Origin of the sequence: Niallia sp. NCCP-28 (assembly GCF_023168165.1) — a bacterium.
GTDB lineage: Bacteria > Bacillota > Bacilli > Bacillales > Cytobacillaceae > Niallia.
On record NZ_BQYJ01000002.1, the window covers coordinates 447,685 to 462,335 of the forward strand.

Consider the following 14,651-nt stretch of genomic DNA (forward strand, 5'->3'; position numbering starts at 1 on the left):
AAAAAAGGGGATGCTCTAATAGAGCTTTTCGTACTACAATAGATCATCCCTTTCTCCTTATAAAGAAATTTCCTGTGAAAATCTTTTGCATAGATAAATTACGCAATATATAAACTGAATATTTTGAAATATTTTAATTGTTTTTATAAAAATAAAGGGAGTGAAGGGCATTGGCTATGAATATCGAAAGTTACACTTCTACAAATGAGGCAGAAATCTCAACGACTACGAATATGGATGAATCATTAAAGCCAAAACAAGAAAAAGATCGTACAGTAGGGTCTATTGCATATGCATTTATGTGGATAGGAGATGGCATTAACTTAGGAAATATGACTCTTGGTGCAAGTCTATTTGTGGCAGGAGCGGCAACACTGAATATTTTTCAAACATTTTTGGCAGCCGTTATTGCTATTGGAATTATTTCTACTATTTTTGCATTAAATGATCGATTAGGCTATCGAACGGGAATACCTTATGTAGTGCAGCTAAGAATGTCATTTGGAATTAAAGGGTCTGTTATCTCCTCTTTATTGCGGGGAATTCCGGCTATTGTCTGGTATGGCTTTCAAAGCTGGATCGGAGCAACTGCGTTAAATGAAATTGCCAAAATTGTTACAGGAGGTTCTTTTAACAGCATTGCGGTTTGTTTTGTGGTATTGCAGGTTGTGCAAATAGTTCTTTCGTTATACGGTTTTCATGCAATTAAATGGGTGGAATCTCTTGCTTCTATTGTTATTATGCTGGCACTTGTTTATGTATTTGGTGTTCTTTTAAACTCTCATAGTCAAGTAATTGTTGATAAATGGGTTCATGCAAAAGGGACATGGGGATTGCCTTTCTTCGCCTTTATTATGGTCTTTTTAGGAAATTATGCTGCCATCTTTTTAAGTGCAGCAGATTACTCCAGGGAACTGAAAACTGGCATGAGCAATAAAAAGCGTGGGGCTTTATATTTCTTGCCAATCTTTATCGCATATGGTTTTGTTCTTGCAATTGGTGCAATGCTTGCTGCAGCAACAGGTATCGCCAATCCAGTGAAAGCATTTGCAATCATTGTAGATAACTCCTATATTACTGTGTTTGTATCAGCATTTATCGTAATGGGAGCAATTGCAGTAAATATGGTCGCAAATATTATTCCACCAACATATGTGGTGCAATTGCTGACAAAAATGAAATACAAACCAGCTGTTGTAGTAACTGGACTTCTTGCTTTATGTTCCTTCCCTTGGGTGCTTGTCCAAGATTCATCAGCAAAAGGGCTAAATACATTTATTTTGATCTATTCCGCATTTTTAGGGCCAATTGTGGCGATTATTTTAATAGAATATTATCTATTAAGAAAACAAAAAGTAAATGTTGCTGAATTATATAAAGAAGACGGCCAGTTTGCTGGCTTTAATCCAAGTGCGATACTAGCCATGCTAATTGGTGCAGGAGCAGCATTCATAGAAGTAGAGCTCGCATGGATTATCGGCTTTGTTGTGTCAGGCATCAGCTATCTTCTATTAATGAAATATGCATTTAAAGATTCGAAGTTTAGAAAAGGCACAATTTTTGAGAATGATGGAACAGGTAATGGGAATAAGCAGATAAGTTGAATATAAAAGGGATGTCCAGATATGGGCATTCTTTTTTTGTTGGTGTTTTAAGAGGAAAACTAAGAATAAATTGCTGGTTCTATTGACAGAAATAAAAAAAGCTTCCTTACTCGAAGGTGGTGGAGCGCATTTGGGCAGGAGGAAAAGGAAGTGTCCTCGTCAATCAATTTCATGCCATAAGAAAAGACATTGGAAAATCAATGATCTTCTTCATAGAATATTTGGACACTTACCTAGAAAAAGTAATTCAACCTATCGGGTCACTAGTTATGTCGAAAAATTAAATTGAATTTATATAGTAGGAAATTCGTTAAATTTAAATTGCTAGTTTCAGGGGAATATATGTTTATTTACTATGAAAAGAATATCCATGCTAATGCAGGATACTCTTTAATAATGTTTAAAAATAATAACTGGAATTGGAATAACTCTATAAGTAGATATCCGCTAGATGAGAAGTAATAAACGCTTCAACCAGTGCAGCAAGCAAAAATAATGGCAGAATTATCATTAAAAGACTTGTAGTTCCTTGAACAAGCATGGACCTAACTTTATCGGTCTTTCTTTTCCGGAAAAATAACTTATGTACTATATTTTTATTTATATAGATCCCTACTGCTACACTATAAAGGATCGGAAATATTTCAATGACTGCATGTGGCAAAAATGCAATCATCATTGTTTGCAAAACATCATGTTTCATTATAGAACCGTAGCCAGTGATGATTCCTACCGATGCAAAGGAAAGCAATGCATAAATAAACGGGAGACCATATATAGGAATAAATCCACTTAGGATAATCAATCCTCCAAGAAAAAGGTTGTTGAAAAAAATGGAAAAAAACTTTTGAATATTTGTTGGTTCATTTTTGTCTACACCCATCGTATGTTCAGCAATATTATTCGCCTGCTGTGTAATAAAATCTTCAAAGTAAAAAGATAAGAAAAAACAAACAAAGGCTGTTAATATCCCTAAAAAAAATACAATCAGGAAGCTCTTTTTGTAAAAATCACTATAAATTTGATATTCCTGTTTGTATTTTTTTTTAAGATTCTCTAAATTTATCTTCAAATAAATCTCTCCTAAGTGACTGATCTAACTATTAAAAATATAAAAGAATTGTTAATCATATATGTATGTTAATATGTTTACGCATTAATATATAATAAGTTTCAGAAATTTGTTTTAAATTCCTTTTTATAAAAAATATAGTAATTGCTTTTCTAATATGAATCAGATTTATTCTAGTGAACAATCAAGCACATATATGACAAGAGGATTCAATTATTGATGGAGATTTAAAAATGGACCAAGGGGAAATAAAGTAGATTTATCGCAGCGACTTAATAGGGGCAGAAGGACGATTAGAAAAAAATGTAGTAGAAATTGGCTTTCATATTATGACTGATTCTACAATAAAAAGCGAAAGAAGATAGTAGAGTCAATTCAGAAATATTCGGTAGTAGAAAGAAAGGCTTTATTATTAGATCTTGATGCCGAACTTCATAGAGTCATTATCAGCTTATCGAATTATAAACGACTGGCAGCCTTTTAATGCGTTCATGTTTAATAAATTAAACAATGGTTGCTATATAACGATGACATCTGCAGAAAGAAACTCGGCAGGGTGTCATCGTTGTGCAACAAGGAAAAAATAATCAACGGGTTCCTTATTGTGTTTGGAATACTTTTTGGATTCGTTTCATTGCCCAGTCTAATTCTTCTTTTGTGATTGTAAGGGGTGGGGCAAAACGAATGACTGTATGATGTGTTTCTTTGCAAAGCAATCCTTCTTCTTTTAATTTCTCACAATATTTCCGAGCATCTTCTGTTAATTCCATGCCAATAAATAAGCCTCGGCCTCTGACTTCTTTAATTATCGGACTTTTGATTGCTTGTAATTTTTTTCTAAAGTAATCTCCAAGCTGCTGCGAGCGATCTGCCAATCCTTCTTCCTCTATTACTTCTAAAGCAGCAATCGATACAGCACATGCAAGGGGGTTGCCGCCGAAAGTAGAGCCATGTGAACCAGGAGTAAAAACTCCTAGTATCTCCTTATTTGCCGCTACACATGAAATGGGGAATACTCCGCCGCCGAGAGCTTTTCCTAAAACAAGCATATCAGGTTCAATTCCTTCCCATTCGTATGCAAAAAGTTTGCCTGTTCTTGCTAAACCTACTTGTATTTCATCTGCTATAAATAGGACATTATTTTGTCGGCAAAGATCAAATGCTTTTTTTATAAATCCAGCTGGCGGCAGGACTATGCCTGCTTCTCCTTGAATTGGTTCGATTAAAAAGGCTGCCGTGTTAGGGGTGATTGCCTTCTGCAAGCTTTCTAAATCACCGTATGGAATCAGCTTTATTCCAGGCAGCATTGGTCCGAATCCTTGTTGATATTCCGCTTCAGATGATAAAGAAACGGCAGTCATTGTCCGTCCATGGAAATTTCCTGTACAAGCAATAATTTCTGCCTGGTTATCGCTGACGCCTTTCGTTTTATAAGCCCATCGCCGTGCCGCTTTAAAGGCAGTTTCAACGGCTTCGGCTCCAGTATTCATCGGGAGGGCCATATTTTTTTTTGTTAATATACAAATTTTTTCATACCATGGACCAAGCTGATCATTATGGAAAGCTCGTGACGTTAAAGTAACTTTATCTGCTTGTTGTTTTAATGCTTCAATGATTTTTGGGTGGCGATGACCTTGGTTTACGGCTGAATAGGCACTGAGCATATCCATGTACCGATTGTTCTCGGGATCTTCTACCCACACACCTTGTGCTTTTTTTATAACGATTGGAAGGGGATGGTAGTTGTTTGCGCCAAATTTTTCTGTTTGCTCAATGATTTTTGTAGTTTGTTTTGTTTCAGTAGACATAAGCTCTCCCTCCTTAAAATATTTCCGATGTTGTTTTTGCTTGCATATGGAGAATTAAATAGTCAGGTCCCCCAGCTTTTGAATCAGTTCCAGACATATTGAAGCCTCCAAAAGGTTGATAGCCGACAATGGCTCCGGTACAGCCCCTATTAAAATATAAATTTCCAACATGGAATTCGTCCCGTGCCCGCTCTAAATGTTCCCGATTGTTCGTCCATAAAGCGCCTGTTAATGCGTAATCGGTATTATTGGCAACTTCCATCATATGGTCAAAGTCCCGTGCTTTGCAAAATGCTACAACAGGACCAAAAATTTCTTCTTGCATTAAACGTGCATTCTCATCTACATCGGCAAAAATAGTTGGCTGAATAAAGTACCCAGATGTATCATCGCCTTCACCGCCTATCATTAATCTTCCTTCTTTTTTGCCAATCTCTATATAGTTCATCACTTTATGATAAGATGCTTGATGAATGACTGGTCCCATATATGAATTTGAATTTTCTGGAGCGCCGACAGACAGTGTTTTGGTTAAGGCGATTGCTTTTTCTAATACTTTGTCGTAAATATCTTGATGAACGACTGCCCGAGAACAGGCAGAACATTTCTGGCCAGAAAAACCAAAAGCGGATTGAACAATAGAAGCAGCCGCTTTGTCTAAATCTGCATCTTTATCCACCACAATAGTGTCTTTCCCCCCCATTTCTGCAATAACCCGTTTTAGCCAAATTTGTCCTGGCTGCACTTTTGCTGCCCGCTCATAAATGCGGCATCCAACGGCACGGGAACCTGTAAAGGAAACAAATCGAGTTTTGGGATGTTCGACTAAATAATCTCCAATTACTTCTCCTTTGCCAGGAATATAGTTTAATACCCCATTTGGGAGACCGGCTTCTTCCATTACCTCTACAAATTTTGCTGCTATAACAGGTGTGGCATCTGCGGGTTTTAATAAAATAGTGTTGCCTGTTACGATAGCAGCAACTGCTGTGCCTGCCATAATGGCAAGAGGGAAGTTAAAGGGAGCAATAATAATCCCGACACCAAGGGGAATATAATGATATTGGTTATATTCTCCAGGACGGCTTTTTACATTTGCTCCATTTTTTATTTCGAGAACTTGGCGAGCATAATATTCTAAGAAATCAATGGCTTCTGCAGTATCGGCATCTGCTTCGTTCCAAGGCTTTCCAGACTCTTTCACTAAATAGCTGGAAAACTCATGCTTTCTTCGGCGGATGATGGCAGCTGCTTTGAATAAAATATCTGCACGATGTTCCGCTTTCCATTTTTTCCATGATTCAAAGGCTTGGAGGGCAGCCTTCATGGCCTTTTCTGCCAATTCTTGATTGGCAATAGAGACAGATCCAATTACTTCTTTTTTATTAGCAGGGTTAATGGAAATTATTTTTTCATCTGTTTCTATTTTTGCTCCATTAATAACAAGGGGGTAATGTTTGCCAAGCTGTGTATTAACATATGCTAAAGCATTTTCAAACGCCTGTTTATTTTTTTCTATGCTAAAATTAGTAAATGGCTCATGACGATAGGCGATTACCATTTGAATCACTCCTTTTTTATTAGAAAGTGCAGAATGTTAAACACTCTTTAAGTATAAATATATCTATTAGGATGATCTGGAATGACGGTTTAGCGATATTTAATAGAAAAAAATTAATAATTTCTTTGGGATGTTAGATTTAAACGTCATCATTATTCCTATATAATAGGAAATAATTTCAATAATGGAGAAAAGAGGTTGCGCATATGGCCAAATGGAAAACGAAAGAACAATTAACCAATCTCTTATGCAGCTTTGTGCAAATTCCTAGCGTTACAGATTCTGAAGCGGAAGTTTATTTTCCTGACTTTGTGATTGGAGAGTTGTCAGATCTAGAATATTTTCAACAAAACCCTGAACATTTGCAAAAACATCCTACTGATGATGGCAGATTTTTTGTAACAGGGCTTGTGCAGAAAAATCAGAATAAAAAGAAAACTGTTGTACTTGTCAGTCATTTTGATGTAGTCGATGTGGAGGATTACGGAAGGTGGAAGGAAGATGCTTTTCATCCGAAAAAGTTAACAGAGATTTTTTATTCACAAAAACAATATTTGCCGAAACAAGTGCAACATGATATCGAAACAGGGAATTGGCTGTTCGGCAGAGGCACAATGGATATGAAATGCGGTCTTTCTTTGCATATGGCAATGATGGAACAGGCTTGTGAAGGAGTTTTTGACGGAAATATTTTATTGCTGACTGTTCCTGATGAAGAAGTAAATTCTATGGGAATGAGAGCCGCTGTTCCAGTTTTATTGGAGCTGGCGAAACAATATGATTTGGAATATACAGCTGTTCTTAATGGAGAGCCGATGTTTATGCGCTATCCTGGAGATCAAAAAAAATACATTTATACAGGCTCTATAGGAAAAATATTGCCCGGCTTCCTTTGTTATGGAAAGGAAACACATGTAGGAGAACCATTTGCAGGGCTAAATGCGAATTACATGGCTTCCTTGTTAACGGATGAGTTTGAATTAAATATAGAGCTTTGTGATAAGGTAGAAGAGGAGATTACGCCGCCTCCTACTAATTTAATTCAATATGGAATTAAAGAAGAATATTCTGTGCAAATCCCTCATCGTGCGGTGACATTATGCAATTTATTTATTTTAGATAAAAAAATGGATGAGGTTGTTTCCTTGTTGAAAGAAAAAGCGACAAAAGTGGCAGCTTCAATTACAGAATCTTATAGGAAGCAAGCTTGCGCATTTTCTAAATATATGCCTTTTGATGTGCCAAAGTTAAAGGTAACTGTATTTACCTATGAAGAATTGACGGACTATGCAATTAAAAACTATGGGGAAGAAAAAGTAAATAATATTCAATTCTCAATTTTGCATAATAGAGGAAACAAAGATGATCGCGAAGCTACAATTGAGATTGCAGATAAATTGACAATATTATGCAAAGAATTAGCACCGATGATTGTCATCTTTTTTGCGCCTCCATATTATCCAGCCATTAGTTCCTACCAGCACCCATTAATCAAAAAGGCTGTAGCGAAAATAGAAAAATATGCACTAGAGTCACATGCTGTTTCTTTTGAAAAAATCAACTATTTCGCTGGCATTTCAGATCTCAGTTACGCAGGGCTGCAGTATCCTGTCGAATCGATGAAATCGCTGACTGCCAATATGCCATTATGGGATAAGGGATACTCTATTCCTCTAAAAGAAATGGAATTATTGGATGTTCCCGTTTTAAATATGGGCCCAGTTGGATTTGATGCTCACCAATGGACAGAACGTTTAGATATAGACTATGCATTTATAACATTGTTGGATATGCTGCCTGTCTGTATTCATACTTTATTGACGACAGAAATTGCATCAACGTCTAAATAAGTTTGCTAAGAATATACGATAATTTCTCTATCCTTCTCCTGGTGAATAAATCCAGGAGGTCCGCTTAAAACAAGCGAAAGAGCAGTTGATTGAAACAGATAAAGGAATTGCTGAAATTGCATTATCTGTGGGCATGCCAAATGTACCATATATTAAGCAGCGCCTCCTAAAGGATTTTATTATGTTGGTTCACAGGATGCATCATTTGAAGAATTATCTTTATGGACAGCGAAGCGTTTTCCTAAGAGCCCTCTTGTGGAAAATGAAGAAATGCTTAAAGTTTATAAAAAAGAAATAATCGAATATTTAGAAGGAAAAAGAAAAGATTTCATTATGGCGTTCGATTATAATGGAACGCCATTTCAGCTGGGTCTTTAGCTGATTATCGCGGGGGATTAGAAATAAAGACAAGGCTTCTTAAATTGGAAAAATAATTGGGGCATAGTGTAAAGTAAAGGTGGGATGAATAGCAAAAAAAGCCTTGCAAGTGATTCTTGCAAGGCTTGGTGGTTAATTCTCTTGTATTTCTTTACGGTTTTTTCTAAAAAGTTTTGACAGTACTTCGTAAACGATTGGAACAACTACTAATGTTAATAGTGTAGAACTTATTAACCCGCCGATTACGGTAACAGCTAAACCTTTAGAGATTAATCCGCCGCCGCCTGATCCAAAGGCTAATGGGAGTAATGCACCGACAGTTGCGATTGCTGTCATTAGGATTGGACGAAGTCTCGTTGCTCCTGCATCAAGAACAGCATCCCGCATATTCATGCCGTCGCGTTCCATATGAATAATCCTGTCAACAAGTACAATTGCATTTGTTACAACAATACCAATCAACATTAATAGACCCATCATAACAGATACAGAAATGGTTTCACCTGCGATTAATAGACCAACAAAAGAACCAATTACTGCAAATGGAAGAGAGAATAGAATCGCAAATGGCGCGACACCTTCACGGAATGTAACCACAAGGATGAAGTATACAATCGCGATTGCTGCAAGCATCGCTACTCCAAGTTGTGTAAATGTTTCATTCATATCTGCAGATACACCTGCAACTTCTGTTGAAACACCTTTTGGCAATTCTAATTTATCCATTTTCTTGTCTATTTCAGATGTTACTTTGGAAATGTCATCGTCTTTAATAGTACCTGATACAGATGCATAATATTCTCCTTTACTACGTGAAAGGGTATTTAGCGTTGTTCCTTTATCTACTTCTACAAGTTCAGAAAGAGGCATTTTGCCTTGAGCAGTAGTTATTTCTGTATCTAGCATTTCATCAATTGATTTAGGCTGTTTTGCTTTTTCCTGCTGTACAATAACGTCTAAAGAATTTCCTTCTTTTTCAACGGTTGTCAAGACATCTTTAGCAGAGGAAGGATTTAGCATCATAACAAGCTGGCCTGTAGTTAAGCCATATTGCAATAACTCATCTTGCTCTACTTTAAATGTATATTCAACATATGCATCTTCCGCACTTGATGAAACATCTTTTAAACCATCGTTATCTTTCATGATGTTTTCTACTTTTTTCACAGCTTCATTTAGTTTATCTAAATCTTCACTGTATAATGTGTAGCTGATTTCATTTGTAGATCCTGTTGCAGCAGCGAAATTTTGGCTTTTCCATTCTCCAGATTGGCCAATGTTTTTCACGTAATCTTCAATTTTATCGCGAACTTCAGGGAAGTCTTTCATGTCTGGGTCAAAAATCAAATACATTAGGGCGCCGCCAGAACCTCCGCCCATCATCGCAGCCATTTCGTCGGCTTCGTCATTTACGGATAATTGAACGATATCAATATCGTTGCGGTCAAGCATTTTATCTTCTACAACTTTAATGTTTTTTAATGTATCTTCTTTCAATTCACCAGCTGCTGGCGTGTAAGTTAAATACATTGTTTTTTCTTCTTCGCTGCCCATAAAGCTGAAGCCGATTAATGGTGTTAACGCTAAGCTTCCTACTAGCAATACGACGGCGATAATGGAAGTGATGATTTTATGGTTAAGAGCTTTTTCAAGAATTCCTTTATACCATAAAGATAATTTGCCGACCTCTTTATGGCTGCTTTCTGTTTTTTCACTGTATAACTTCTTCTTAAATAAGAAGTGGGATAATGCAGGAACAACTGTAATTGCCACAAGCAGAGATGCGCCAAGAGCAAATGTCATCGTTAAAGCGAATGGCGTAAATAATTCTCCAACCATACCACCAACGAAGATAAGTGGAGCAAATACTGCAACCGTTACTAATGTTGATGATAGAATTGGTTTAAACATTTCAATTGTCGCCTCGCGTACAAGTGCACGGCCTGTTAATTTCTCATCTTTTAGATGCAAGCGGCGATAAATATTTTCTACAACAACAATAGAGTCATCGATTACACGCCCGATGGCAACTGTGATTGCACCCAGTGTCATAATGTTTAATGTAATATCCATCCAGTTTAATAAAAGCAATGCCATAAAGATAGATACTGGGATGGAAATGATGGAAATAATTGTTGACTTAAAGTCACGCAAGAACAATAGGATAATCAGTACGGCAATTAATCCGCCAAATACTGCCTTTTCAATCATTGTAGATACAGATTCTTGGATTGGTTTACCTTGGTCAACCGTTATATCGATACCTAGACCATCAATTTTTTTCTTTTCATCTTTTACTAAATCTTTTACATTATTTACAACATCAACTGTATTTGCTTGTTGATCTTTGACAATTTGAATCGCAATTGCATCTTTTCCATTTGTACGGGAAACAGATTGCACTTTGCCGACAACTTCAATTTTTGCGATGTCTTTCAATTTTACAAATGGAGATGGATTTTCAGCTGTTGGTGTGACTGGAATAGCCATATTCTTTAATTCATTTGCTGTCATGAACTTGCCGTCAACAGAAACAGCTTCTTCGCCTTCGTCAAATTCATAAAGGCCTAATGAAACGTTCATATCGCTTGCTTGAATCATTTCTTTGACTTTATCTTCTGTTAAACCAAGCTCTTCCATTTTTTCTTTGTTATAAGTAAGATCTACTTCTTCGATATGCTGACCAGAAATAGTAGCAGAGGTTACTCCATCAATTTTTTCAATTTTTGGAAGAAGGATATCTTCAACTGTTGATGTTAAGTCAACGATATCTTCTTTAGAGCTGTTTACACTTAAAGCAACAACCGGCATCATGTTCATACTGATGGCAGAAACAGTAGGTGTCTCTACGCCATCCGGCAGTGCCACAGATTCTATTGCCGATTTTAATTCTCTTTTTGCTTCGTCCATATCTATTCCATATTCATATTCCACTTGAACACTTGACATGTTAGAATACGAATTAGAGTAGACGGCTTTTACATTTTCAAGACCTTCTACTGCTTTTTCAATAGGCATGGATATATCATCCATAACTTTCTCTGGAGTTTCTCCTGGATATATGCCCGTTACGGTAAGATAAGGAATTGAAATATCCGGAATTGTCTCCATGTTCATGCGAGTGCCTGAATAAATGCCTGATACAGTAATGATGATGGTAAGCAACCATACTGCAAGCTTATTGCCCAGGACAAAATTTACTACACCTTTCAACTAATACACCTTCCTTTAATTGACTTGCTAAGCTTATTTTTTTATAATAATGACTAAGTGGTCATTTGTCAACAACGATCTAGGAGTGAAGAAATAAAATGATGAAAAAACAATTAATAATGGAAAAAGCGTTGGAACTTTTTGCAAAGCAAGGGTTTGAAGCTACTTCTGTTCAGCAGATAACCGAACAGTGCGGCATTTCAAAAGGAGCTTTCTACTTGGCATTCAAATCAAAGGATGAGTTGATTTTGTCCTTGATAGATCATTTTATGATGCAGTTCACTTCCGATCTTGACTGTATAGTCAGAGATACTGAAGAAACGAATGAAGTGCTATATAAATTTTATTATAGTAATTTTTCTTCTTTTTATAAGTACTCTGATTTTGCAAAAACATTTATGAAAGAACAGACTCATACATTCAATGAAGAGTTTATCTTAAAAATTCATTATTATGACAGTCAATTGGAGAAAATCATTCTATGCATGATTGAAAGAATATATGGTAAGAATTTACCTGTTAAATTGGATATTATGTATAGTATTAAAGGGTTTACGAATATTTATTCTCATCTTTTTCTGTTCTCTCAGGTTCCGTTTGATTTACATCAATTAGCACAATCACTTGTAGAAAAAACCGAATTGCTGGCAAAACATGCCAAGGTACCATTCTTAACAGAGGAACTTTACCAAAATGCGAAACATCCGGTAACAGAAGAACAACAAAAGGAAAAAATTCTTGAAATCATCGATCAAAAGACAGACGAGCTGAAAGATGATTCCATCGTACAAGAATCATTCAGCCTTCTTAAACAGCAACTCCATGAACCAGCATTTAGCCCCGCAATTGTTAAAGGTTTGCTTGAGAATATACGCCATCATCCAAACTGCCAGTGGATTACCTACTTGCTGCAGAGCTATTGGAAGATATAATTTTAGCAAAATAGACAGTAGAATTTCTCAGTATGATTAGCTTGTTAATTAGGGCATTCCTTTTTGGATGCTCTTTTTAATTTACCTAATAAATTAGGTATTACTATTCATCTTGCATTTTAATATACGTTTTACGTGAATAAAAAGTTTCATTTTTGCTAAATAACTTGAAAAAATATTTTTTACATTCATAAAAGCGTATACAAAAAAGAACGGTTTAAATGGATAATAGATTTTATTTTTAGAGTATAAATTTCAAAAATATAGTCCATTTTTATCCCTCATTAATGGCCAGCAATACCTTTATCTCAAGATTAAGAGAGAAAAGGGAAAATCTGATTGGAGAAAAATGGACCATAAAAGCTCTAATCGATGAAACTAACTTAAAGTTTGTCTACTCCTGTCGATTATTTCCGAGGAAATCGTTAAAGTGAGGGTTTAATTATTATAAATAACTTTTAGGGAATCTGTAGTTTTAAAAAAACATAATAGATTTCCAAAAAATCAGTGTAGATAGTGAACTTTTTAGTATAAAACGGCAAATAGATGGAGGAAGCGGAATAGAATTTATCATGCAAAAAGATGTGTCATATTAATAATTAAGCAACAAAAGAATTAAATAAAAATCCATCTTGAGAAAGAAGTTGATATCGGCGAGTTTTTTAATGGATTTTAGACGTTGACTAGATAGAATAGCTTTTATTCTAATAAAATGGAAAGGGCATAACTTCTCTTTAAGCAGTTATGCCACAGTTGTTTCAGATTATTTTATTGGCAAAATCAGCCCAGTTCTTTTATTTCAAACGGCAGCAAGTTTTTTTCAATTTGTGCTCTATGAGGTTCATACTGTGATGGAAGCATCAATTGTTCACCCATTGTTTTTTCTGATTCATCATGAGCAAATCCTGGGGGATCTGTTGCAATTTCAAATAAAATGTCCCCATGTTCTCTGAAATAGATGGCATTAAAGTAGTTTCTATCCTGAACAGGAGTGACACCGTATCCACTCTCTGCAATATACTTTTGCCAATCCAATTGATCCTGATCATCTATAGCTCGCCATGCGATATGATGAACGGTGCCCACCCCCATTTTGCCAGGTCCAATAGGAGTTGATTTAAGATCAATAATATTTCCTATATCGGCTTTAGAACGATAACGAGTGAAATCTCTTTCTTTGCCAACCAATTCAAGACCCATTACTTTTTCCAATAATTCAGCTGTTTTCTCTGGCTGAGTGGATAATAGGGTAGCTCCGCCAAATCCTTTGACAGCCACTTCGGGGGTTACATCTCCAAATGTCCATTTATTGATTTCTCCAGCTTCTCTTTCTACTATTTCTAAGTGAAGGCCATGTGGGTCATCAAATTCTAAATATTGTTCTCCAAAGCGTTCCATTATAGTAAAAGGAACATTAAATTTTTTTAGTCTTTTGTTCCAAAAGTCCATAGAGCCTTTTGGAACAACATAAGAAGTGACTCCGACTTGGCCATCGCCTATGGTTCCTTGTCGAGCTCCTGCCCATGGAAAGAAAGTGATAATGGTTCCTGGTTTTCCGCCTTCATTGCCAAAATAAAGATGATAAGTGCCAGGATCATCAAAATTTACTGTTTGTTTTACCAAACGCAGTCCTAAAACACCAGCGTAAAAATCGACATTTTCTTGTGGATGGCCGACGATTGCAGTTATATGGTGAATGCCCAATGTTTTTTTGCTCATGTTTACACTCCTTTTTCATGAAAGTTCTGTTATTTAAATTATATAATATTTGCTTTAATTCGATAATCTTCAATTCGAGACATTTTAAAATAAGAAGGCATCTAAAGCATATTTACCAGGACCTGTCAAAGCTATTCCAATAGCAACCGCAAGCAATGTCAGATTGTATTCATAACCATTCGATGTTGCCCATAAGCCATTAGCTCCGTGCACTTTAACAATAGAAACTATCATTGCTCCTGCAATCATAATGCCTGCAAGTGGAGTCAGAAGCCCTAAAGCAAAAAGAATGCCGCCGATTAACTCGGCTAATCCTGCAAAAAGAGCCATGGTTACGCCTGGTTTCATGCCGATGGAATCAAACCAGCCGCCAGTGCCTTTTAATCCATACCCGCCAAACCAGCCAAACAGTTTTTGTGCACCGTGCCCGATGAAAAGCAAGCCAATTACTAAACGAATTATTAATAAACCAAAATCTATCATTGAAAAATCCTCCAGAATTATTATTTTATCT

At 36.2% G+C, this 14,651-nt stretch carries 10 protein-coding genes; 4 read left to right on the forward strand and 6 right to left on the reverse strand.

Annotated features, from left to right (window positions below; genetic code table 11):
- Window positions 1–176 precede the first annotated feature (176 nt).
- Window positions 177–1,604 (forward strand): NCS1 family transporter, encoded by a 1,428-nt coding sequence (locus tag NCCP28_RS06940; protein ID WP_248561116.1) that lies wholly within the window; start codon window positions 177–179, stop codon window positions 1,602–1,604.
- Window positions 1,605–2,034: 430 nt separating this feature from the next.
- Here the strand turns inward: NCCP28_RS06940 and NCCP28_RS06945 are convergent, their stop codons facing one another.
- The 3 genes from NCCP28_RS06945 to pruA all read right to left on the reverse strand — a co-directional run bounded on the left by NCCP28_RS06945 (window position 2,035) and on the right by pruA (window position 6,045).
- Window positions 2,035–2,676 (reverse strand): stage II sporulation protein M, encoded by a 642-nt coding sequence (locus NCCP28_RS06945; protein ID WP_248560671.1) that lies wholly within the window; start codon window positions 2,674–2,676, stop codon window positions 2,035–2,037.
- A 599-nt stretch (window positions 2,677–3,275) separates the two neighbouring features.
- The gene (locus tag NCCP28_RS06950; protein WP_248560672.1) at window positions 3,276–4,484 is read right to left on the reverse strand and encodes an ornithine--oxo-acid transaminase; all 1,209 of its coding nucleotides are present in this window, start codon (window positions 4,482–4,484) and stop codon (window positions 3,276–3,278) included.
- A 13-nt stretch (window positions 4,485–4,497) separates the two neighbouring features.
- Window positions 4,498–6,045 (reverse strand): L-glutamate gamma-semialdehyde dehydrogenase, encoded by a 1,548-nt coding sequence (gene pruA / locus NCCP28_RS06955; RefSeq protein WP_248560673.1) that lies wholly within the window; start codon window positions 6,043–6,045, stop codon window positions 4,498–4,500.
- Between the two features lie 206 nt (window positions 6,046–6,251).
- On the opposite strand from pruA, the gene NCCP28_RS06960 reads away from it, so the two are divergent.
- Window positions 6,252–7,895 (forward strand): M20/M25/M40 family metallo-hydrolase, encoded by a 1,644-nt coding sequence (locus NCCP28_RS06960; RefSeq protein WP_248560674.1) that lies wholly within the window; start codon window positions 6,252–6,254, stop codon window positions 7,893–7,895.
- A 255-nt stretch (window positions 7,896–8,150) separates the two neighbouring features.
- Window positions 8,151–8,273: a methylated-DNA--[protein]-cysteine S-methyltransferase gene (locus tag NCCP28_RS23580; protein WP_282579529.1), complete on the forward strand. Its 123-nt coding sequence runs from the start codon at window positions 8,151–8,153 to the stop codon at window positions 8,271–8,273.
- Window positions 8,274–8,405: 132 nt separating this feature from the next.
- On the opposite strand, the gene NCCP28_RS06965 is transcribed toward NCCP28_RS23580, so the two are convergent.
- The gene (locus tag NCCP28_RS06965) at window positions 8,406–11,486 is read right to left on the reverse strand and encodes an efflux RND transporter permease subunit (protein ID WP_248560675.1); all 3,081 of its coding nucleotides are present in this window, start codon (window positions 11,484–11,486) and stop codon (window positions 8,406–8,408) included.
- Window positions 11,487–11,584: 98 nt separating this feature from the next.
- On the opposite strand from NCCP28_RS06965, the gene NCCP28_RS06970 reads away from it, so the two are divergent.
- Window positions 11,585–12,418 (forward strand): TetR/AcrR family transcriptional regulator, encoded by an 834-nt coding sequence (locus tag NCCP28_RS06970; RefSeq protein WP_248560676.1) that lies wholly within the window; start codon window positions 11,585–11,587, stop codon window positions 12,416–12,418.
- Between the two features lie 780 nt (window positions 12,419–13,198).
- Here the strand turns inward: NCCP28_RS06970 and NCCP28_RS06975 are convergent.
- Window positions 13,199–14,137 carry a ring-cleaving dioxygenase gene (locus NCCP28_RS06975; RefSeq protein ID WP_248560677.1) on the reverse strand — a complete coding sequence of 313 codons (939 nt, stop codon included), beginning with the start codon at window positions 14,135–14,137 and terminating at the stop codon, window positions 13,199–13,201.
- Between the two features lie 84 nt (window positions 14,138–14,221).
- Entirely contained in the window at window positions 14,222–14,620 is a 399-nt protein-coding gene (locus tag NCCP28_RS06980) for a DoxX family protein (protein ID WP_248560678.1), read from the reverse strand.
- Between the last annotated feature and the right edge of the window lie 31 nt (window positions 14,621–14,651).

Excerpts from the sequence above, each read along its gene's own strand:
- NCCP28_RS06940 (WP_248561116.1), top strand. The coding sequence starts at position 177 with ATGAATATCGAAAGTTACACTTCTACAAATGAGGCAGAAATCTCAACG.
- NCCP28_RS06950 (WP_248560672.1), bottom strand. The coding sequence starts at position 4,484 with ATGTCTACTGAAACAAAACAAACTACAAAAATCATTGAGCAAACAGAA.
- pruA (WP_248560673.1), bottom strand. The coding sequence starts at position 6,045 with ATGGTAATCGCCTATCGTCATGAGCCATTTACTAATTTTAGCATAGAA.
- NCCP28_RS06960 (WP_248560674.1), top strand. The coding sequence starts at position 6,252 with ATGGCCAAATGGAAAACGAAAGAACAATTAACCAATCTCTTATGCAGC.
- NCCP28_RS06970 (WP_248560676.1), top strand. The coding sequence starts at position 11,585 with ATGATGAAAAAACAATTAATAATGGAAAAAGCGTTGGAACTTTTTGCA.
- NCCP28_RS06975 (WP_248560677.1), bottom strand. The coding sequence starts at position 14,137 with ATGAGCAAAAAAACATTGGGCATTCACCATATAACTGCAATCGTCGGC.
- NCCP28_RS06980 (WP_248560678.1), bottom strand. The coding sequence starts at position 14,620 with ATGATAGATTTTGGTTTATTAATAATTCGTTTAGTAATTGGCTTGCTT.